General features: G+C 51.0%; 16 protein-coding genes. 8 read left to right on the top strand and 8 right to left on the bottom strand.

Annotated elements, in window-relative coordinates:
* Positions 1-8 precede the first annotated feature (8 nt).
* From F153LOC_RS12480 to F153LOC_RS12465, 3 genes are all read right to left on the bottom strand, one after another.
* The gene (locus tag F153LOC_RS12480) at positions 9-1,490 is read right to left on the bottom strand and encodes an MBOAT family protein (RefSeq protein WP_102104027.1); all 1,482 of its coding nucleotides are present in this window, start codon (positions 1,488-1,490) and stop codon (positions 9-11) included.
* Positions 1,491-1,959: 469 nt separating this feature from the next.
* Positions 1,960-2,223, bottom strand: a complete 264-nt coding sequence (locus tag F153LOC_RS21840; RefSeq protein WP_158238453.1) for a hypothetical protein — start codon at positions 2,221-2,223, stop codon at positions 1,960-1,962.
* A gap of 134 nt (positions 2,224-2,357) precedes the next feature.
* On the bottom strand, positions 2,358-2,945 hold the full coding sequence (locus tag F153LOC_RS12465) for a DapH/DapD/GlmU-related protein (protein WP_102104025.1): 588 nt from the start codon (positions 2,943-2,945) through the stop codon (positions 2,358-2,360).
* A gap of 210 nt (positions 2,946-3,155) precedes the next feature.
* Between F153LOC_RS12465 and yedD the strand changes: the two genes are divergently transcribed.
* Entirely contained in the window at positions 3,156-3,569 is a 414-nt protein-coding gene (gene yedD / locus F153LOC_RS12460; RefSeq protein WP_102104024.1) for a lipoprotein YedD, read from the top strand.
* Between the two features lie 45 nt (positions 3,570-3,614).
* Here the strand turns inward: yedD and amyA are convergent, their stop codons facing one another.
* The 4 genes from amyA to fliD all read right to left on the bottom strand — a co-directional run bounded on the left by amyA (position 3,615) and on the right by fliD (position 7,401).
* Positions 3,615-5,102 carry an alpha-amylase gene (gene amyA, locus F153LOC_RS12455; RefSeq protein ID WP_102104023.1) on the bottom strand — a complete coding sequence of 496 codons (1,488 nt, stop codon included), beginning with the start codon at positions 5,100-5,102 and terminating at the stop codon, positions 3,615-3,617.
* 101 nt (positions 5,103-5,203) lie between these two features.
* On the bottom strand, positions 5,204-5,563 hold the full coding sequence (fliT, locus tag F153LOC_RS12450) for a flagella biosynthesis regulatory protein FliT (RefSeq protein WP_102104022.1): 360 nt from the start codon (positions 5,561-5,563) through the stop codon (positions 5,204-5,206).
* The gene (fliS, locus tag F153LOC_RS12445; protein ID WP_102104021.1) at positions 5,563-5,973 is read right to left on the bottom strand and encodes a flagellar export chaperone FliS; all 411 of its coding nucleotides are present in this window, start codon (positions 5,971-5,973) and stop codon (positions 5,563-5,565) included. Before fliS ends, fliT begins: the two co-directional genes overlap by 1 nt.
* A gap of 24 nt (positions 5,974-5,997) precedes the next feature.
* A complete protein-coding gene (gene fliD, locus F153LOC_RS12440; RefSeq protein WP_102104020.1) occupies positions 5,998-7,401 on the bottom strand; it encodes a flagellar filament capping protein FliD in 1,404 nt (467 codons plus the stop codon).
* A gap of 239 nt (positions 7,402-7,640) precedes the next feature.
* Here fliD and F153LOC_RS12435 point away from each other — a divergent pair, with 239 nt between their 5' ends.
* Both F153LOC_RS12435 and F153LOC_RS12430 read left to right on the top strand, forming a co-directional pair.
* Entirely contained in the window at positions 7,641-8,546 is a 906-nt protein-coding gene (locus F153LOC_RS12435) for a flagellin (protein ID WP_102104019.1), read from the top strand.
* 174 nt (positions 8,547-8,720) lie between these two features.
* Complete coding sequence (locus tag F153LOC_RS12430; RefSeq protein ID WP_102104016.1) at positions 8,721-12,362, top strand: glycosyltransferase; 3,642 nt, start codon at positions 8,721-8,723, stop codon at positions 12,360-12,362.
* Between the two features lie 38 nt (positions 12,363-12,400).
* Here the strand turns inward: F153LOC_RS12430 and F153LOC_RS12425 are convergent, their stop codons facing one another.
* Complete coding sequence (locus F153LOC_RS12425) at positions 12,401-15,955, bottom strand: glycosyltransferase (RefSeq protein ID WP_158238452.1); 3,555 nt, start codon at positions 15,953-15,955, stop codon at positions 12,401-12,403.
* 319 nt (positions 15,956-16,274) lie between these two features.
* On the opposite strand from F153LOC_RS12425, the gene F153LOC_RS12420 reads away from it, so the two are divergent.
* The 5 genes from F153LOC_RS12420 (at position 16,275) to dcyD (ending at position 20,966) form a co-directional block, all read left to right on the top strand.
* Positions 16,275-17,450, top strand: coding sequence for a DegT/DnrJ/EryC1/StrS aminotransferase family protein (locus tag F153LOC_RS12420; protein WP_102104014.1), 1,176 nt, complete (start codon positions 16,275-16,277; stop codon positions 17,448-17,450).
* A gap of 212 nt (positions 17,451-17,662) precedes the next feature.
* Positions 17,663-18,382, top strand: a complete 720-nt coding sequence (gene fliA, locus F153LOC_RS12415; protein ID WP_100779721.1) for an RNA polymerase sigma factor FliA — start codon at positions 17,663-17,665, stop codon at positions 18,380-18,382.
* A 53-nt stretch (positions 18,383-18,435) separates the two neighbouring features.
* Positions 18,436-18,987 carry a flagella biosynthesis regulatory protein FliZ gene (gene fliZ / locus F153LOC_RS12410; RefSeq protein WP_102104013.1) on the top strand — a complete coding sequence of 184 codons (552 nt, stop codon included), beginning with the start codon at positions 18,436-18,438 and terminating at the stop codon, positions 18,985-18,987.
* A gap of 85 nt (positions 18,988-19,072) precedes the next feature.
* Positions 19,073-19,873, top strand: coding sequence for a cystine ABC transporter substrate-binding protein (gene tcyJ / locus F153LOC_RS12405; protein WP_100779723.1), 801 nt, complete (start codon positions 19,073-19,075; stop codon positions 19,871-19,873).
* A gap of 106 nt (positions 19,874-19,979) precedes the next feature.
* Positions 19,980-20,966: a D-cysteine desulfhydrase gene (dcyD, locus tag F153LOC_RS12400; RefSeq protein ID WP_102104012.1), complete on the top strand. Its 987-nt coding sequence runs from the start codon at positions 19,980-19,982 to the stop codon at positions 20,964-20,966.
* Positions 20,967-20,970: the final 4 nt, after the last annotated feature.

Raw genomic sequence — 20,970 nt, 5'->3', positions numbered from 1 at the left:
CAAAATCCTCAGAAGTTAAAGTACAGGAATACTGCGCTTGTTGACTGAATGGTTGCATAAACTGCGATTATGAACAGGATGCTCATCCACACAGTTTTTAAGCCGTACATACCTTTCGTTACTGTCATTTCATATGAGTTTTTGAAAGGTGTAATGATAAACCCGGCAATTATCAAACCAAGGCATACAAAGTTTTCTACGGCACCTACTGGCAAATGCTGAGCCAAGGAATCGCCAAGAATTCCGCTCCAGGCGATCATCTTTGTCGGAGCCTGCTCAATAGAGATTGAATATAGCGAGTTGATATCAATCATGCCGTGTAAAATGCGCTTCGCATCCTCAAGAGAATGAGCCCTGAAAAAGACCCAGGCAGTGTTCACAAACAAGAAGGTAACGACCCATGCCATAGGTTTTGGCATACTATAGCCGCGCTTTTTCCACCACCGGTGGATAACTAAGGCACCGCCATGCATAGCACCCCAGATCACAAACATCCAGCTTGCTCCGTGCCAAAGCCCACCTAGCACGAAGGTAATAAACAAGTTCAAATACACTCTATAGTTAGCGCAACGATTTCCGCCAAGTGGGATGTAAATATAGTCACGTAAGTAGCGACCAAGCGTGATATGCCAACGACGCCAGAAGTCCTGGATATCGAGAGACTTATATGGAGAGTTGAAGTTTAGTGGTAACCAAATATTGAAAAGTAGTGCAGCACCTATTGCCATGTCGCAATAGCCGCTAAAGTCGAAATACAACTGGAATGTATAAGATAAACTAGTTGCCCAAGAGCTGAGAAAATCATGTTGTGCCCCGGGTGCAAATCCAGCGTCAGCATAGATAGCAAAGTTGTCTGCAATAATGACTTTTTTAAACAACCCAATGCTAAAAATGAAAAGTCCCATGAAGATATTTCGGTAACGAATCGCCCAGGTCCATTTTGATTTGAACTGGCTCATCATCTCTTTGTGATGAAGGATGGGGCCCGCTATCAGATGTGGGAAAAATGTTACGAAAAGGGCGTAATTTATGAAGTCGTATTCTTTAGCCTGCCCTCTGAAGCTATCTACTAGGAATGCTATTTGGGTGAAAGTATAAAAACTGATTCCCAATGGAAGAACTATGTTCCTGAATGTTAATTCGGTACCAGCAAGGTCGTTAATGTTATCGATGAAGAAATTCGTGTACTTATAATAACCAAGGAATGCAAGATTAACTGTTATGGCAATGCCAAGGAGCATCCTCCTTGAAATCCCAAGGCGGGTTCCTTTTGTGAAAGGAGAAACCGCTCCGCCAATCGCAAAGTTGAAGAAGATTGAGCCAAGGAGCAAAGGCAAATAGCTTACATCCCAGTATCCATAAAAGAACAGACTGCACGCTACAAGCCAGCACTTACCCGCCGAAATCAACCTGCGGTTGTTGAGCAAAAAGTATCCAAAAAATGATACTGGCAAAAACATAAAAATGAATACTGATGAGCTAAACAGCATTGTGCGGCCCCGTTATTCCTGTGAGGTTAATCTGATTAAAATCAGTGAAATCCGAAAGGGGTGAAGTTTAGCATCTCAATAAGACTTGATCGACTCTGATTATTGACGATGCTGTATATGTATACAGTAATTAATCGGAGGGAAGCATGCCTCGTAAACCAGACATCAATGCCGCTTTCGTATCCGCAGTTCAGCTAAGCCAGAAGGGATACTGGTATATGCACACACAAGATTTTATCCGAGAGCTAAGGAAAGCCAGCCGGCACTTCAGTCATTCGGAAGCCGACCTGTGGATTGAGTGCAACCAGACTGACTTCTGCGACAAGACACCGGATTTCTGCGAGAATCGGTACTGGATACTCCGCAATATGGGGAGGGTGTTCTGATGGAATTTACTTCACCTGCGACCGATTATGAAGAGGATCGGCTGACACTCAATAAAATCTACGAAGTCGACATGAACTGCAGATTAATCGAAACAGACTCCGGCTGAGCGGTGATAAACACATCGCTGAAGCCAGAACCAGACGGCGTTGTTCTGGCGACATACGACGGACGGAATCACTTCGTAAGGCTTATGGGCGGCGCTTTGATAACAGAAGACGGTGTGGCGATAGAAGGTGAGGTGCTGGATGATGTCGTGGCCCACGGCGTGCTGACCCATATCTTCCCATGCCAGAAAGAAGAGAGTGCAATAATGCACACCCTGGTAACGTCCAATAACCGCATTCATTTTATCTACTGGTGATATATCACCTGTCGGTAGAAACTTGTGGATATTGTCAGTTAATCACACATAGCCCTCTGGGCGGTTGCACCGCGGTGCAGAGCCTGAAAAGCAGCAAATCAAACTGCCGAGAGAGACCCTTAAGTCTTTTCTCTAAGTTTCGCTTCGAGTTCAAGCAGTGTCATTTTTCGTTTTTTCAGACGTCTGGCGGGTGATCCAAAATAGACTGACCATGCCTCCGCATTTTTAGAGACCAGTGAATTTGCACCCACTGCGCAACCCTCGCCGAGCGTAACCCCAGGCAAAATAATACTTTGCGAACCAACAATGGCATGTTTACCGATCTGAACGGGCGCGCGTATGACACCGGTAAACTCCTGCGGGACAGTGGGGTTGGTCATCACGGAGCCATCATAATTGTCGCTGGTGGTGTAGATTTTAACGCCCTGGGATAGCCCGCTAAAGTCCTGCAACGTTACCCCTGCGCCCGCGAAAATCGCGCTGTAACCTCCGATATGCACCCAGGAACCGATGTGTAAAAAGCCGGGGGCGGTGGCGATAATGGTGCTGAAACCGTCGATGCGAACATTATCGCCAATGCAGATATTTTCTAATCCAATGAGGGTGCAGTTTTTTGCGATGAGGACGTTTTTTCCTACAGAGCCGATGCCGAAGTCCTTAAGTTCATTCTCATTGTAGTAGCCAGGATCGAAGGGATTTTGGCGCAAGATGAAGTTCTCCAGTGGGTATTCGATTGCAGGTAATAATTGTCAGTCTGAGCATAACCGCTTAGGGAATCAAACAATCGCATGAGCAGGTGGGTGGGTTCATCGCTGATTGCGCATTTACCCATGTGACACGACTTCAGTGAGCAGAAAGTCTGGCGACATCATGCCTTTAATGCCACAATCTTTTTTTCTTCGCAGGCAGGAAAGATGATGAAAAAAATGATCATGGCTGGCGCGTTGCTGGCATTAACGGGATGTGTGCAGGTCGATAATTATCAGGACGTGATTAAGCATCCTGTTCCCTCAGATCTGGCGGGCTACTGGCAGACCAAAGGGCCGCAGAGCAAAATGGTGAGTCCGGAAGCGATCGCCACGCTGGTGGTGACAGAGCAGGGCGATACTCTCGATTGCCGACAGTGGCAGCGCGTGATTGCGGTGCCGGGTAAAATCATGCTGCGTTCAGATGATTATTACAACGTCACCAGCAAGCTGGATATCTATCCGCTCGAACGCGATGGCAACACGCTGGAATACGATGGAATGGAGTTGCAGCGCGTCGACCGTCCGACGGTGGAGTGTGCAGATTACCTGACCAAAAATCCGCTTGAGACCCAGGTGAAGTGAGTGTTTGCCGGGTAAGCGAGCGCGCCACCCGGCAAACCATCCCCGTTACAGCACATCCTCCATCACCCAGATACTTACGCTGCCGCCATTGCAGGTGAATGTCCCTTCGCCCTCGGCGCTGGTGGTGATCGTCTCTTCGCGATTGCCGAGGAAATCTTTCCAGTTCTTGTTGCCGTAATTATCCCCAAGATTAATCACTTTTTCGCCGTCGTCTCCGTTGGAGAGCACCACGACGCAGCCTGGATCCTCATCCGTCCCGCTGCGGCTGAACGCAATGCAGTTAGGATGATCGAACCACAATGTCTGCACGCCGTGGGCGAAACGCTGGCGGGCCAGGATCAGCTCGTGAAGCTGTTCGATTACCGGCATGTCGATGTGGTAGGTTTCGCCGTCGCCGCCGGTGTCGTCGTAGCTCGCCCCGAACAGATCCGGATAGAACACGCTCGGTACGCCGTTTTCGCGCAGTAAAATCAGCGCGTAGGCCAGCGGTTTAAACCAGGCTTCGACCGGCGCTTCCAGCGCCTGCAACGGCTGAGTGTCATGGTTCGCCACAAGCGTGACGGCATGGAACGGGTCGGCTTCAACCAGCGTACCGGTGAAGATCTGGCTCATGTCATAGTCGCGGCCCTGGCGGGACGCTTCGTGGAATTTCATCTGCAGCGGGGCGTCGAACAGCATGGTTTTGCCCTCCACCTGATCGATATAGTGCTGCAGTTTGTCGACTTCGTGGGACCAGTATTCGGCCACGATAAACAGCGGTTTGGGGGCCACTTCCTGGACGTGTTCGATCCACTCTTTATAGAACCAGGCCGGAATGTGTTTCACCGCGTCGAGACGAAAACCGTCGCATTGGGTTTGCTCCATCACCCAGCGCGCCCAGTATTTTATCTCTTCCGTGACGGCGTGATTGCGGAAATCGATGTTTTCGCCCATCAGATAATCGAAATTCCCCATCTCATCATCGACCTGATCGTTCCAGCCTTCGCCGGTGTAATCATTGACGATCTTAAAGATGCTGTCCTCGTTGGGGTTTTCGATATGGTCGATACCGCTGAAGCATTTGTAGTCCCAGATAAACTCGGAATACTGCCCGGCGCGAACGGGGAAGGTGTAGCGGGTCCAGGCTTCGCATTCGATGATTTCATCGTCAATCTGGGTGCGATCCTGCTCGTTCACACGCTGCACGCGGATTGGCTCTTTCTCATCCGCGCCCATTTTGTGGTTCACCACCACGTCCAGCAGCACCGCGATCTCATTGCTTTTTAAGGCATTGATGGCTTCGAGCAGCTGGGCTTTATCACCGTATTTGGTGGCGACGGACCCTTTCTGGTCAAACTCACCGAGATCGAAAAGATCGTAAGAGTCATATCCGACGGAATACCCGCCCGATGCACCTTTGTAAGCCGGAGGCAGCCAAATCATGTTGATGCCAATCTCGTTGAGATTGGGCGCCAGTGCAGTGACTTCCTGCCACAGCTCACCGCCTGTGGGGTAATACCAGTGAAAACATTGTAATAGAGTGGGGTTTTTCATCTTCCGTGCTCCAGAATGAGGACACAGAGAGTATGGTCGAGAAGAAAAGAATTAGCGGGTGAAATGCGAAATTTCATTCACCCGCCAGGGCCACCGTCAATCTAGAGATCGTTGGGGAAAAGGATATTGCCTGATAGACGTCCATAGGTCGCATTAAGATTATGTTGTCGGGAGGTTTGCCCAACCAGAGCTTTTAACTCTTCCATACGCTGATGCAATAACGCTTTGAGTTCCACCTCATTGCTGAGGATCTGTTTCAGAATAGGGCGAATTTGTGCCTGAAGCTGGGGCGCAATTTCGCTTGCATCCTGGTAACGGGTAAGTTTTTCTACGGCCGAAAGGTAATCGACTTCATAAGCAATAAGTTCATCCCAACGCCCAGATTTTGTCAGCACCAGCATCGCGGTGCTGGTGGCTAACAACTGCTGATAATGCTGGAGCAACCCGAGATTGGCATCCATTAGTAATTGTCCCGCACGTTTTGAGAATGTGGGCCTATCTCTTTCCAGGCGTCAGCGATGTTATTCAGTAACTCCACCACTTCATTGATGGCATTAATGTCATTATGAAGATTGGCCTGTAAAAGGCGCCTTGTCATATAGTCGTAAAGACTATCAAGGTTTGTCGCCAGTTCTCCGCCAACTTCATGGTTGATCCCGGACTGCAAACCGTTACTGATAATATTAATTGCTTTGCTCAGCGCCTGCCCTTTACCGGGAATATCCCCTTGCTCAATCAGTATCATGGCTTTTTTCATGGCGCTTAACGCGCCATCAAAAAGGAGTACCACTAACTGATGCGGGCTGGCGCTCAGGACGGCGCTCTCCACGCCAACCTGGGCATATGCCTGAATCCCCGATTTTGTATACATGGTAAAACCTCAACTCATCATTGATTAACTGTTCATGGCGTTGAACTGTTGAGTCAGATAGCTACCGGTGGAATCCATCTGAGAAACAAGCTGGCTCAAGCTGGTAAATTGCGTTTTATAACGTGCCATGGTGGCGGTAATTTGGTCGTTGACGCGATCGTATTGATCCGAAAGCTGTTTCAACGTTTTGTTAATGCCGTCGGTGGCGTTTTTAACGGAACCGTCGGTACCTAAGATACTTTTCAGCAAGTTGCTGGTTTCGGTCGCGAAGCCCGTTGTCTTGCCATCACCCGACAGGAACGAAATCACATCGGCCGATTTCTCGGTGAGCGCTTTATTCAGCTTGGTGCTATCAACGGTCAATTTACCGGTGATGTCCTGCGTAATCCCCAGCTGAGACAGAGTGGCTAAATCGCCGCTACCCTGAGGCGCAGAGAGTTTTGAACGCAGCTGAGTCTGAATACTGCGCAGCGTACCATCGCCCAACAGATCGCCGTTGCTGGTGTCCTGCGCGCCATTACCCTGATCAACCTTGGTATATTTCGTCTGGTTACCAATGGTGGTTTGTAGCGAGTTATACGCATCCACAAAGGCCTGAACCGCGTCGAGCATCGGCTGGTTATCTTTCACCACCGTCAGCGTTTCTGGGCTGCCTTTATTGGTTTTGGTCAGGTTCAGCGTTACGCCTTCTGGCGCATCGGTAATGGTGTTGCTGCTACGGGTAATTTCAATCCCGTTAATTTTTACGACCGCATCGGAAGCCGCAACCTGCTCGGTCATGACATTGCTTGATCCTGCCGGATCGTAGCTCACGAATTTAGCCAGTTCAGCGTCATCCGTGGTGACGGTCATTTTATTCGTCGTACCGCTATCACGAGACGTCAGTGCCAGATAATAGCTGTTGTCGTCTGCTTTAATAATACTGGCGGTCACGCTGCCCTGTTTGGCGTTAATCGCGTCACGCACATCAGAAAGGCTGGTTTTATCGCTAGCCAGTGTGACGGTCAGCGGATCTTTCTGGCCTGGCTGAGTGATCGTGATCGTGCGCGAACTCATGCTGCTGTCGCCAAGATCGGTATCTTTGCTGGCCACTTTCGGGCTGAGCAAGGATTGTGAAGCGGCTAAAGAACTGACTTCAACTGAATAAGTGCCCGCTGTTGCGCTAGTAGAAAGCGTGGCGCTAAATGCCGAGTTGGTGGTGGACACCTTTGCCTGAGCAATAGCCGAGGTATTTTTTAACGCGTCAGAGGCCGTCTGTAATTTGGTTAACGAAGCCTGAACCACGTTCCACGCAGTGAGTTTTGCTTTATAAGAGGTTTGCTGCGTAGTAATCGGTGTCAGTTTGGTCTGCTCAGCAGTCTGTAAATTGTCATACAACGTACTGAGTCCCAGATTGGTACCTGCGCCGAGCGAACTGATACTTGCCATAACACTTCATCCTTTATTGAGACAATCACTGGATGGTCTATCGGCAGAAACGCAAAAAAGATTAGCGTTAATTTAAAAAAACAATGCGCAAATAAAGGAGGCAAATAATGGGTAGTTTGCGCCTTTAAAAAAATGATCTTTTTTCTAAAGGTTGAGAAAGCGGTGTCGATAATCACATTGACGGCGAGAAAGCCGTAGGCAGACGCCTAAATCTGACAACTAATTCAAAGGAATACACTATGGCTGTTATTAATACTAACACCCTTTCTCTGATGACTCAGAACAACCTGAGCAAATCCCAGTCATCTCTGGGCACCGCCATTGAGCGTCTGTCCTCCGGCCTGCGTATCAACAGCGCAAAAGACGATGCTGCGGGTCAGGCGATTGCTAACCGTTTCACTTCTAACATCAACGGTCTGGGTGTTGCTGCACGTAACGCCAACGACGGTATCTCTCTGGCACAGACCGCTGAAGGCGCGCTGGGCGAGATCAACAACAACTTGCAGCGTATCCGTGACCTGACCGTTCAGGCGCAGAACAGCTCTAACTCTGCATCTGACATCGACTCCATCCAGGCTGAAGTTAACCAGCGTATGGAAGAAATCAACCGCGTTACCACGCAGACCGACTTCAACGGCATCAAAGTGCTGAACACCGGTACTGGTTCAAGCAGCTACAGCTTCCAGGTAGGCTCTAAAGATAACGAAACTATCGCTATCAACCTGACCAGCTCTGACAGCTTCAACCTGTACAACGCCACTGGCGCAACCTTTGATACCTCTGGTCAGACAATTAACGGTACTGCACGTACCACCAAAGCTGAAGGCTTTGACGTGCTGAGCGGTACAGTGAACTCTACCGGTGGCGTAGATGGCGGCCCGCTGGCAGACATCGATGCGGCAATCAAATCTGTTGATAACCAGCGCAGCCTGCTGGGTGCGTCTCAGAACCGTTTCGAGTCCACCATCACCAACCTGAACAACACCGTAAACAACCTGTCTGCAGCGCGTAGCCGTATTCAGGATTCTGATTACGCAACGGAAGTGTCCAACATGTCTCGTTCGCAGATCCTGCAACAGGCTGGCTCTTCTGTTCTGGCCCAGGCCAACCAGGTTCCGCAGACCATGCTGTCCCTGCTGCGTTAATTTTCAGACGCGATTCAAAGGCATCTTCGGATGCCTTTTTTTTTGCAATCGAAAGAGATAGCCGCTTTTCTGCCAGCTGTTTTTCGCCTCACATTCCCTCCGGTCACGCACAATAACCTGTTTTCATTTCTGTCTTCTGAACGTTGTGACGTGCAGGCATAAAAAGGAACCAGGATGCAAAGTTACTTACTCAGTGTTGATAAATTCGACGCTTATACCCCCTATACCGTTGAGGTTCTCGACCTGGTCGATTTCTGGTTGTCACAAGGCGCTCGAATTGATCTGTGCACACAATCCGCCGGCAAGGCAATGAAGAGCAAGCTCGATGAGCTGAACGCGACAGGGCGCTTTCGTGTCATTACCGAAGACGAGGGTGACATTGATCCGGCTTATGACAGAATCATTATCTGGCGCGGCTTCTTTAGCCAGAAGCTGATGGCCGGGCTGCAGGCGCAGCGTCTGAGCGGCCCGCTGGTCTTCCGCCATTTCAGCGATTATAACGATCTCTATATTCCCTACGGTGTGCAGCTTGAGAATGAGTTGGCCTCTCTGACCTTGGGCCTCTCCGAATTGACCTGCGAACAGCTCAAACTGACCGGGATCCTTGAAGATCAGCTGGCGCTAATGCCCTGGCTCGTTCCCGTACGTTTTATTGACTACCCGAGCGCAACGCGCCCGCCCGAATTAAAACAGGCCTTGTACGTGGCGCCTGAAATGACTGCAGAGGTGTATGAACTTCAGCAAAAGGCAGCGGAGAAGGGCATCACGCTGCACTGGCTGGATGAGAAACAGCAGCTAAACCTCGTTGAACCCGAGTGGTTATCGCAGTATGACGCGGTTATTGGCAACGAGTCTTTGGCTACCAAAACGCTGGCACTGGGTATCCCGCTCTTCTTGGCCGTAAATGGCTATGTGGATGATTATCTTAACGCAGATAACATGGCCGCGCATGAGCATAACCATTTTAGCGGTATGTCACTGCGCAACTGCCCGGACAGTGATGAATGGCTGTCACTGCTTCAAACGGGCTATCCGTCAGCGGCACGCTGGGCGCGAGACAACCGCGCGCAATGTGCGCAAAAGTGGGGCGTTGAAGCGGTGATGGGGCGCATTTTTGCGCAGCCCCTGGCCGTAAAATCACCCGAATTAGATGAAAAATCATCTTATGCCCTGACCTTGCACAGAAAAGCTCACCTCGCGCATCAGTCACTGAAATACTCTATCAGCCGCTGGCTGGAAGACCGGAATATCAGCCCGGCCCGCCGGGAAGCGCTTTTGGCAATATCCGGTGATGTTCCGGCTGCTGCACGTCTCGGCGTGGTGGTGATTTCACGCGATGGGGATGCACAGGCCTGCGTGCGAACCATGGCCTCCCTGTCAGCACAATCTCTTCCGGCCTTGAGTGTGGATGTCATTGATGAGGCGGAAGGCCTGAATTCACTGTTGAGTGAGCGAGACGCCGACGCACTGCTGGTGATCCCCGCCGGTTTTACTCTGATTGACGATGCGCTGCTTCACTTTGCGGCCCATCGCGTTAAAAACCAGACTGCGTTAGCCCTTTATTGCGATGAGATGATGGTCTCGCCCAATGAAGAGCCGCGCCTGACGCTTCGTCCGGGCACCAATATCGATCTTCTGCGGGCTACGCCTTATACAGGGCAAACCTGGCTTATCAACCGTGAGGCCGCGCTGCAGGTGGGCGGAATTCAGGGGCGTTTTCAGGAGATGGCGTTGGTTGATCTGGTCTGGCGCTTTGTTGAAGCGGCGGGACCGGGTGCAGTTGACAGGGTGGCTGAAGTCCTGGTCTCAACGGATCGGTTGCCTAAAACGTGGCAAAACGCTGCGGGAGTCATGGCTGAGCACAAGCAGATTGTCACAGAGCATCTTGCGCGTCTGGGCATTGCAGCCACCGTTGAGGAGGGGGAGACTTCCGTTGCGCGCATTCGCTATCAGTGGGTGGAGAAGCCACTGATCTCGGTAATCATCCCGACGCGCGACCATGTCGCCTTGCTGCGTCGGTGCATTGAAAGCCTGATGGAGAAAACCCGCTACGCGCATTATGAACTGCTGATTGTCGACAATCAGTCTGTGGACGCGGATGCGTGCGATTTCCTCCAGCAGCTTGAACGGTTGGGTCTCGATCAAGTTCGGATTCTGCGTCACGATGCGCCGTTTAACTTTGCGCAAATCAACAATCTGGCTTCGCAGTATGCACGCGGCGAGATCCTGGTTTTCCTCAATAACGACTGTGAAATTATTGATGGCGACTGGCTGGATGCCATGGTTGAACATGCCCTGCGCCCGGAAATCGCGATGGTCGGTGCGCGTCTGGAATATGCGGATGGTCGCATACAGCACGGGGGGTATCTCGCCGGTGTTCAGCAGGGGGTTGGGGTCGTTTTTGAGGGCGCTGAAGGCGAGAGCGCTGGTTATGAAAATTACCTTAAAACGCCGCACAACCTGAGTGCCGTGAGCGCCTCCTGCATGATGGTGAGAAAAGAGGTGTTCTTCGCGCTCAATGGCTTCACAGAAGAGAAATTCCCGCTCTATTTTGCGGACGTGGATCTCTGTTTACGCGCGCAGTCTCTGGGATATCTTAATGTCTGGACGCCTTATGCCCGAGTCAAACATATGGGTGGGGCCACGCGTTTACTCAGCCAGAAGTTCCACGTTCAGGAGCGCCCGTTAGGAGGCGATTACGCAAGGCTCAATCAGGAGTGGGGTCAACGATTACTGGCCGATCCGTCGTACCATCCGCTGCTGCAAAAATCAGGAGTACCTTTCACCCTGAGTGAGAGCACTGCACGTTTCCACGAACCGCTGCCGGGTCGTCCATTACCTGTGGTGCTCGCGCATCATATTAACTGGCAGGGCAATGGACATCATCGCGTGTTACAGCCGTTCAAGGCCATGGAACGTCATACGCTGCTCGAAGGAGGGCTGATAAATTCCGTACCTGGGCTAATGGAAGTGGCGCAACTCCAGCCGGATGTGGTGCTGCTCGAGCTTCCTACGGGAAGTCGTTTCCCGGATGTGATGCAGCAGATGCGCAGTCTCTCTGGTGCGAAAATCGTCGTTGAATATGATGATTACCTCCTGAACCTGCCAATGAAAAATGGCAATAACAGCAAGTTCCCGCAGCACATGGTTAAGAGCCTGCGCAAAATTATGGACAATGCCGACTGGGTTGTGGTGTCGACGGAACCGCTGGCAGAAGCGTATAGCCGTTTCCACTCTGATATTCGTATTGCGCAAAACCGTCTGGCGCCAGACCAGTGGGGGCATTTGCAAAGTCAGCGCGGCACTGGCAAGAAGATCCGCGTAGGTTGGGCGGGAGGAAGTTCGCATGCGGGCGATCTGGAGATCTTGTTGCCGATCATTAAAGCGCTGGAGAATGAGGTGGAGTGGGTGTTTATGGGTATGAAACCTAAACATGTCCGCTGTGAGTTCCACCCAGGCGTGCCATTCGAAATGTATCCAGAAAAACTGGCGAGTCTGAATCTGGATTTGGCACTGGTGCCCCTTGAAGTGAACCACTTCAATGAGTGTAAGAGCAACCTGAGGCTTCTGGAGATTGGCACCTGTGGCGTACCCATTATTGCCACTGATTTAGTGCCGTATCGCTGCGGTCTGCCCGTGACGCTGGTAGAAAACCGCTTTAAAAACTGGATGAGCGCGATTCGGGCGCACATCAATGATGCGCAGTACCTGGCCTCCCAGGGGGATGCACTGCGTGAAGCTATTCATCGTGACTGGTATCTGCGTGGTCAGGGGCTTGATGACTGGCGTGAAGCCTGGTTGAGGGATCGGAAGTAACAAAAAAGGCACCCGTAAGGGTGCCTTTTGTTTAAGCGTCAGGGTAGCCAGTCACCCACAAACGTTTCCAAATCATCTCGCCGCAACATTCCCTTGCGTTGAACCTGATCCCTTAACCCATCTCCGGCATTCTCGCGAGCCTGCGGGTCCTCCAGGTAGGCTGAGATCGCCTCAAGCCAGGCATTCGTGGTGTTTTTCACGCGAGTGACAAGATACTCATTACGCATACTGACATTATCACTGCAAATGACCGGATAACCGCATGCGCCGAACTCCAGCAAACGAATGACGCTGCGATGGCGGTTGTACTGATTATCCGCAAGCGGTTCAAGAACCAGATCAAGATTCAAGGACGCCAGCTTTTGCGGGTAGTGTTCCACATTCACGGCTGCGTGATATTCAGAAACATGAGATCTCAGCGACGGCGGGCAGTATCCCATCAGAACCCATTCCACCCGGTCGGATAATTGCACGATGACTTTATGAATGATTTCAAGATCCGCACTATTTTCGCCATCGCATACCCAGCCAACGCGTGGCTTGTGACCATATCTGCGTTCAATCACCAGATTCCCCCACTGTGCAGACGATACACGAGGCTCGATGAAACGAACGTCGTGATGCCACGATGCACAGGTTTCTGCCAGCATTGCTGAACTGACAATCAGGCGATCCGTATGACGTAGAGTTGCCTGCAGGGCCGCCGTGATTTCCGCAGGCAACGTGTCGCGCAGGAGGGATTTTGCCGACAGGGCAGGCAGATAATTGTCCAGCGTAAAGACGGTGAACTGAGATGTCGCTTTACGCAGGCGCGCCAGCCATTCCTGCGCTGCGGGTGTGATCGTTTCCTGCAAGATCAGACTTGCAGGGGAGATGCGCGCCATTTCACCGATAGAAGGCGGAACGAAGGGGAGCAACGTCTCGGCGATGGCTTGATCGTGGAGTGACGTCAGCCGATCGAGGAAGTGTCGCTGGTGGTGATGCGTTCGATCGGCGGCGATCGCAAGGAGTGTCGGCAGTGGATTCCAGTGCAAGGGTTTCCAGGTTCCCGGCGCATCGACCTGCAGCTGAAAACCGGTGTTATTCAGGGATAAATTAGGGTTGTAAGCCGGATCGTTGGCAATCACCGGTAGCCATTTCTGATACATGGCATCTTGCTCACCCGTAAATCGCTGACGCTTTTTCTCCTGAGTCGCTTTGTCCACGGATTTCTGGCTGACACTGCCCTCATGCATCACGATGGAATAAGGTGTCCAGACGGTCAGATAGCCCGCTTCACGCACCTTCAGACAGAAATCAACATCGTTGTAGGAGACGCGGAACTGATCCTCGTCCAGTCCACCGACCTGCTCGTAAACCGATTTTCGCACCAGAAGGCAGGCGGCTGTCACCACGTTGTAGTTTTGATCGCAGTGCAGACGGTTCATATAACCGGATTTTTCGCTGCTGCTGTCAATAAACGGATGGTCCGCCGGGCCGCGCAACCCCATTACCACGCCCGCATGCTGAATATTCCCGGTTGGATATAACAATTTAGCGCCGGTAATGCCCACTTCTGGGCGTAATCCATGATTGAGCAGATGATCCAGCCAGTTATTCTCAATCACCCCGGTGTCGTTATTCAGCAATACCAGATACTCCCCACGCGCCTCACGAGCGGCCATGTTATTGATTGCGGAGTAGTTAAACGGATGCGGGTAACGTAAAACGCGAATACGCTGTGGATCAATAGTGGAAATACCGTTGAGCCATTCCAGCGCTTCGGGCGTCTCGCTGTTGTTATCGACGATCAGCACTTCATAATTCGGATATCGCGTTTTTTCCAAAAGCGTAGTGACGCAGTGAACCAGCACCGGTAATTGATCTTTGGTCGGGATAATAATAGACACCAACGGCTGCTGGTCGTGATGATAACGTAATGCGTAAATGCCTGGTCGCGGGGATTCTACCTCCCCCTGAGAATAACCGCGTTGAATAAGATGATGACGCAGTATATTTTTTTCTTCCTCAATAGCGACGTTGAGCTGGCTATGAGCCACGACCAAAGGTTCAGGAATATGTCCTGCAAACTGAATCCCTTTTTGCTCGATCAGGCGCACGATATAGTCAAATTGCCATGCCTGACGGTACGTCTTATTAAAGCCACCGAGGGAGAGTAGCGTGGTGCGTTTAAAGATCCAGTGGCGCGCCATTTCAGAGGGGTTGCTGAGCAGCAAATCGAGGTTAAAGTCCGGGCGCAGGGTGGTACTGGTGATTCGGCTGCCGTCGAAATTCACTTCATCGCAATAAACAGCATCACAGCCTGAAGCCCCCTCAAGGGCCAAATCGAAGGATAACAATCCGCTGGTCAGCAGCAGTTCGCCTGCGTCAAGCACCATAACCCAGTCGTGTGGGCTGGTGTCGAGATAATCATTGATACGGGCAACGGTGTTAAACACGGTGGCGTCTATGGCGGTCGCCGGGAAGCGGCTTTGAGAAACCATATTGCCGACCACAACAGGGTGGACTGTCAGCCCAAAACCCTGCCAGACTGCCACGCTTTCCAGGGTCCGATCCAGAGCATCTGCTCGTCCCGTGTCACGGATCAAGATACAAAGCGACTGGCTAACCGCTCGTGATGCCTGGTAAGTGGAGGCCAGTTCTCTGTGCTGTGGAAGTAACGTTCTGCTCTCAAGCCACTGAGCAATTTGTGTGCTCTGGTAATCCAGCGCGCTGTTATGCATTGCCTGGCGTAGTGCCTGCACAAGATTCACCTGATGCCACTCTTCAGGCGAAGACGTCGCGGCAATCGAAACGTGCTGATTCTCCTCTTTCGACCCCTTGTACCACCCCAGTTTTTTAATGAGCTGCGGCATCAAGGAATACGTTCTGGCGACCTGTTCCTGCTGCGATTTTGCCATCTGGCTGGTTTGGCCCGCCGAAATTCTAAATGAGGAAAGAGGTTCGCTGATAAAGGCAAGATCGCCTTTGCGGAATAGTTTGATCATCAATGCGACATCGGCAAAATAGGGCATCTCTTCATGATCGATATTAAATAACTGGTCGCCTAAGGCCAGAAGATCGTCGCGATAACAGAGGAAAACACTCGGCTCACCAATAAAATTAACCTGGTAATCGCAGAGGAAAGAGATGAGGTCATTTCCGTTGAGGAGCGTATCACCACTGAAAGGGAATGCCGTTGCAACAATGTCAGGTAAGATATTTCCAGACTCATCAATACGCGTACGGCGTGAAGAGGCTAATACACAGTTCTTATTATCCTCCAGTGCTTTCACTAAGCGCGAGATACAGTTTGGAGCAATAAGATCATCGTCATACAAAAATTTGACGTATTTCCCTTTTGCATGGCTCAAGCAGTGAAGAACGTTTCCCATCTCTAGTAAGCGATCGGCATTTTTATGATAAATAATGGGCTTCTTTAGGAGTGGCGATGCTTTCGCGCACGTCACTCGGATAGCGTCATTATCACTGTCATCACAGACGATAATTTCAATGTTCGGCCAGTCTTGTTCAATGGCGCTTTGCAGAGCCTGTTCGAAAAAATCGGCTTTGTAAGCCGGGATAAGAATGCTGACTAATTCATGCTGAGACATATTATTTCTCGTTGTGATTATCATTTCTTCGATGAGATATGCGCGTTTCTAATGCGGGGGCCGTACTTCCCTGAGAGGCCAAAATGTTGAGATGAGTCAGGATTGTCAGCGATGATGAGTTCCCGCACTGGGAGTTTTGCTCATTTTAGCGATGCTGTGCCGCTCTCCATGACGGAAACAGCAGGGCGTTTTGGAGTCTTTTTACCCTATTGGGCCTTTTGGACGGGTAATTAGAATACAAATTGGCGTGTGTTCAAACGATCGTTCCTGTTGCTGCCTTATAAGATATTCATTTCATGACTTATATGCGACGCCAGAAATGAACAACAAAATATTTGTGACAAGTCCTCTGCTGCCTCCCCTGGAGGAGTTCATACCCTACCTGGAAAAAATGTGGTCCAGCAGAACGCTCACAAATGGAGGGAGTTTCCACCAGGAGCTGGAGACATCCTTGGCGAGTTATCTCGGCGTTAAGTATGTCAGTTTGTTTTCCAATGGTACGCTGGCTTTATTGACTGCGCTGCAGGCATTACGCGTGACGGGCGAGGTGATAACCACACCCTATTCCTTCGTGGCAACGTCGCACACACTATTATGGAATGGGCTCACGCCCGTTTTCGCCGATATCGATCCTTTAACATTTAACATTGACCCGGATAAAATAGAGGCGCTGATCACACCTCAGACCACGGCAATTTTACCGGTTCATTGTTACGGTATTCCCTGTGAGGTCGATAAAATTCAGCAAATCGCGGATATTTATGGCCTTAGAGTCATTTATGACGCAGCGCATGCTTTTGGTGTTAAAAATAGTGACGGAAGTGTGCTGAATAACGGCGATTTATCCGTGCTGAGTTTCCATGCGACGAAAGTGTTTAACACCTTTGAAGGCGGGGCGATCATTTCCCACGATTTGAAAACAAAACAACGCATTGATTATCTTAAAAACTTTGGGTTTGCAGGTGAAACCAAAGTGGTTGCACCGGGCATTAACGCCAAAATGAGCGAAGTGAATGCCGCCTTTGGTCTGCTTCAGTTAAAGCATATTGACCGCGCCCTGCTGGCAAGAGAGCAAATTTATCAGCGCTATATGCGTGAGTTGCCATCGGCACCCGGTCTGTCCTGCTATGAATTTACCGGGGAGTATGAGTGGAACTACGCGTACTTCCCGCTGCTGGTGGAAGAAGCATTTCCACTCACTCGTGACGAACTCTATGAAATGCTTAAGGAAGAGGATATTTTTGCGAGACGCTATTTTTATCCTCTAATAAGTTCTTTCTCAATGTACCGTCATTTACCGTCGGCAGGGCCTGACGAATTGCCGGTGGCAAATCAAATTGCGGAAAAAATCCTGTGCTTGCCGATCTTCCCCGATCTCACTGACGAAGAGCAGGGGAGAATTATTGCGGCACTGCAACGTATAAGTCGGTCTAAATGTTCTGACGATGTAAACGAAAAAAATGTTAACTTGGGTGAATTAGCAATTAATGCATAACAAATCAGACGGTTGACTAAATTATACGCGTCATATTTTGCACCAGCCTTCGTCCAGGGCGCGGCCTGCCTCAAAAGCGGAATATGACGCGGCAAAGTGAATAAACCCATTTGTCTAAATAACCCCTCATTTCACCCACTATTCATCCGATTAAAACCCCTCCAGAATCGGATAATAATGCCGATAACTCAATTAACGCAGGGCTGTTTATCGTGAATTCACTCTATACCGCTGAAGGTGTAATGGATAAACACTCGCTGTGGCAGCGTTATGTCCCGCTGGTGCGTCACGAAGCATTGCGCCTCCAGGTGCGATTGCCGGCGAGTGTGGAACTGGACGACCTGCTACAGGCGGGCGGAATCGGGTTACTGAATGCAGTAGACCGATACGACGCTCTGCAAGGAACGGCATTTACGACTTACGCAGTACAGCGTATTCGTGGTGCGATGCTGGACGAACTGCGCAGCCGTGACTGGGTGCCGCGAAGTGTTCGCCGCAATGCCCGCGAAGTGGCACATGCTATCGGACAGCTTGAGCAGGAACTGGGACGCAACGCGACGGAAACCGAAGTGGCGGAGCGGCTTGGCATTGCTGTGGCTGATTATCGCCAGATGTTGCTTGATACCAATAACAGCCAGCTCTTCTCTTATGATGAGTGGCGTGAAGAGCATGGCGATAGCATCGAGCTGGTGACTGATGAAAATCAGAATGAAAACCCGTTACACCATTTACTGGAAAGTAATTTACGCCATCGCGTAATGGAAGCTATTGAAGCTTTACCGGAACGCGAACAGCTGGTGTTAACCCTTTATTACCAGGAAGAGCTGAATCTGAAGGAGATCGGCGCGGTTCTGGAAGTAGGGGAGTCTCGGGTGAGCCAATTGCATAGCCAGGCCATTAAACGCTTACGAACCAAACTGGGTAAGTTATAGGCGATGTATCGCCCGAAAAGTGCCGCACAACGTATTGACAACCAGGAGTTATCATGACGGTGCAGCAATCTAAAAGACGGCCTTTAAGCCGCTACCTAAAAGACTTTAAACACAGTCAGACGCATTGCGCCCATTGCAATAAGTTACTTGACCGTATCACGCTGGTACGTCGCGGCGAAATCGTGAATAAGATCGCGATATCACGCCTCGACACCCTGATGGATGAATCCGCGTGGCAGGAAGAGCAGCAGGAGTGGGTAGCCCTATGTCGGTTCTGTGGCGATCTGCATTGCAAAGAGCAAAGCGACTTTTTTGACATCATCGGCTTTAAACAATTCCTGTTTGAGCAAACCGAGATGAGCCACGGAACCGTGCGCGAATACGTTGTTCGTCTGCGTCGTCTGGGCCAGCATCTGACGGTGCAAAACATCTCCCGCGATCTGCTGAAAACCGGCTATCTGGATGAAAGTCTGGAGCCGTGGCTGCCGGCTACCAGCACCAACAACTACCGCATCGCCCTGCGTAAGTACGCGCAATATAAAGCGCAAATGCCAGGTGTGATTAAGCAGAAAGTCTACGCCGGGACAACTTCTGATATATATTAAAATTGAATAAGATGTAGCGGACTCGTGTTTGACGTTATAAACGAAATCCCTACACTACTCAAAAAACCACTATATCGGGGTAACTATGAAATTAGCACTTCTGGGTCGTCAGGCACTGATGGGCGTCATGGCTGTGGCGCTGGTCGCAGGGATGAGCGTGAAAACGTTCGCCGCTGAAAATCTGCTGAATAAAGTGAAAGAGCGCGGCACGCTGCTGGTGGGACTGGAAGGGACGTATCCGCCGTTCAGCTTCCAGGGTGATGATGGCAAACTGACCGGTTTTGAAGTTGAGTTTGCTGAAGAGCTGGCGAAGCATCTGGGCGTGAAAGCGTCCCTGAAGCCGACCAAATGGGACGGTATGCTGGCGTCGCTGGACTCTAAACGTATCGACGTGGTCATCAACCAGGTCACCATCTCTGATGAGCGTAAGAAGAAATATGATTTCTCTACGCCGTACACCGTCTCCGGTATTCAGGCGCTGGTGAAGAAAGGCAATGAAGGCACAATTAAATCGGCCGCCGATCTGAAAGGCAAAAAAGTGGGCGTCGGTCTGGGCACCAACTATGAAGAGTGGCTGCGCCAGAACGTACAGGGCGTGGATATTCGCACCTATGATGATGACCCGACCAAATACCAGGATCTGCGCGTTGGCCGTATCGATGCCATTCTGGTTGATCGTCTGGCCGCGCTGGATCTGGTGAAGAAAACCAACGATACCCTGGCCGTAGCCGGTGACGCGTTCTCGCGTCAGGAAGCCGGGGTGGCGATCCGCAAAGGTAACGAGGACCTGGTGAAAGCTGTCGACGGTGCTATTGCCGAGATGCAGAAAGACGGCAGCCTCAAGGCGCTCTCCGAGAAGTGGTTCGGGGCAGACGTCACCAAATAAGTCTTTCCCTGAAAAAAAAGGCGCTTTTAAAAGCGCCTTTTTCATTTCTGGCACTTCAGCGTGCATAATAAAAATAATAAACAAAAACAGCGTTACCGGAGGATCCATGTCACTGCAAAATTTAACGCGTTTTCCGCGCCTCGAGTTTATCGGCGCGCCAACGCCACTGGAGTACTTACCGCGTTTTTCTGACTATTTAGGGCGCGATATCTTTATTAAACGTGACGACGTGACCCCTATGGCGATGGGCGGGAACAAGCTGCGTAAGCTGGAGTTTCTCGCGGCGGATGCGCTGCGTGAGGGAGCGGATACACTGATCACCGCCGGTGCCATTCAGTCTAACCACGTGCGCCAGACGGCGGCAGTGGCGGCGAAACTGGGGCTGAACTGCGTGGCGTTGCTGGAAAATCCCATCGGAACGCGGGCGGAAAACTATCTCACGAACGGCAACCGTCTGCTGCTGGATCTGTTCAATGTGCAGATCGAAATGTGCGATGCGTTAACGGATCCGGCGGCTCAGTTGGAAGAACTGGCAACCCGCGTCGAAGCGCAGGGTTTTCGTCCGTATGTGATCCCGGTCGGCGGATCTAATGCCCTGGGTGCGCTGGGCTATGTGGAAAGCGCGCTGGAAATTGCCCAGCAGTGCGAAGGGGCGGTGAGCCTCTCCTCTGTGGTGGTGGCATCCGGTAGCGCCGGGACGCATGCCGGGCTGGCGGTCGGGCTGGAGCAGCTCATGCCGGATGTTGAACTTATCGGGGTGACCGTCTCCCGCAGCATCGCGGATCAGAAGCCTAAAGTCGTCAGCCTACAGCAGGCGGTTGCGCAGCAGCTCGACGTGCAGGCGAAAGCCGATATTTTGCTGTGGGATGACTATTTTGCGCCAGGCTATGGCACGCCAAACGAAGAAGGGCTGGAAGCGATAAAACTGCTGGCGCGTCTGGAAGGCATCCTGTTAGATCCGGTTTACACGGGTAAAGCGATGGCCGGGCTTATCGACGGCATTACCCAGAAGCGCTTTAAGGATGAAGGGCCGATTCTGTTTGTCCATACCGGCGGAGCGCCCGCGCTGTTTGCTTATCATCCTCACGTTTGAATCA

Source organism: Lelliottia sp. F153 (genome assembly GCF_002870005.1).
Taxonomy (GTDB): Bacteria; Pseudomonadota; Gammaproteobacteria; order Enterobacterales; family Enterobacteriaceae; genus Enterobacter; species Enterobacter nimipressuralis.
The sequence above is the reverse complement of the archived record's forward strand: the minus strand, read 5'-3'. Positions and strand labels throughout refer to the sequence as shown.

Excerpts from the sequence above, each read along its gene's own strand:
- F153LOC_RS12480 (WP_102104027.1), bottom strand. The coding sequence starts at position 1,490 with ATGCTGTTTAGCTCATCAGTATTCATTTTTATGTTTTTGCCAGTATCA.
- F153LOC_RS21840 (WP_158238453.1), bottom strand. The coding sequence starts at position 2,223 with ATGAATGCGGTTATTGGACGTTACCAGGGTGTGCATTATTGCACTCTC.
- yedD (WP_102104024.1), top strand. The coding sequence starts at position 3,156 with ATGAAAAAAATGATCATGGCTGGCGCGTTGCTGGCATTAACGGGATGT.
- amyA (WP_102104023.1), bottom strand. The coding sequence starts at position 5,102 with ATGAAAAACCCCACTCTATTACAATGTTTTCACTGGTATTACCCCACA.
- fliT (WP_102104022.1), bottom strand. The coding sequence starts at position 5,563 with ATGGATGCCAATCTCGGGTTGCTCCAGCATTATCAGCAGTTGTTAGCC.
- fliS (WP_102104021.1), bottom strand. The coding sequence starts at position 5,973 with ATGTATACAAAATCGGGGATTCAGGCATATGCCCAGGTTGGCGTGGAG.
- fliD (WP_102104020.1), bottom strand. The coding sequence starts at position 7,401 with ATGGCAAGTATCAGTTCGCTCGGCGCAGGTACCAATCTGGGACTCAGT.
- F153LOC_RS12435 (WP_102104019.1), top strand. The coding sequence starts at position 7,641 with ATGGCTGTTATTAATACTAACACCCTTTCTCTGATGACTCAGAACAAC.
- F153LOC_RS12430 (WP_102104016.1), top strand. The coding sequence starts at position 8,721 with ATGCAAAGTTACTTACTCAGTGTTGATAAATTCGACGCTTATACCCCC.
- F153LOC_RS12425 (WP_158238452.1), bottom strand. The coding sequence starts at position 15,955 with ATGTCTCAGCATGAATTAGTCAGCATTCTTATCCCGGCTTACAAAGCC.
- F153LOC_RS12420 (WP_102104014.1), top strand. The coding sequence starts at position 16,275 with ATGAACAACAAAATATTTGTGACAAGTCCTCTGCTGCCTCCCCTGGAG.
- fliZ (WP_102104013.1), top strand. The coding sequence starts at position 18,436 with ATGACGGTGCAGCAATCTAAAAGACGGCCTTTAAGCCGCTACCTAAAA.
- tcyJ (WP_100779723.1), top strand. The coding sequence starts at position 19,073 with ATGAAATTAGCACTTCTGGGTCGTCAGGCACTGATGGGCGTCATGGCT.
- dcyD (WP_102104012.1), top strand. The coding sequence starts at position 19,980 with ATGTCACTGCAAAATTTAACGCGTTTTCCGCGCCTCGAGTTTATCGGC.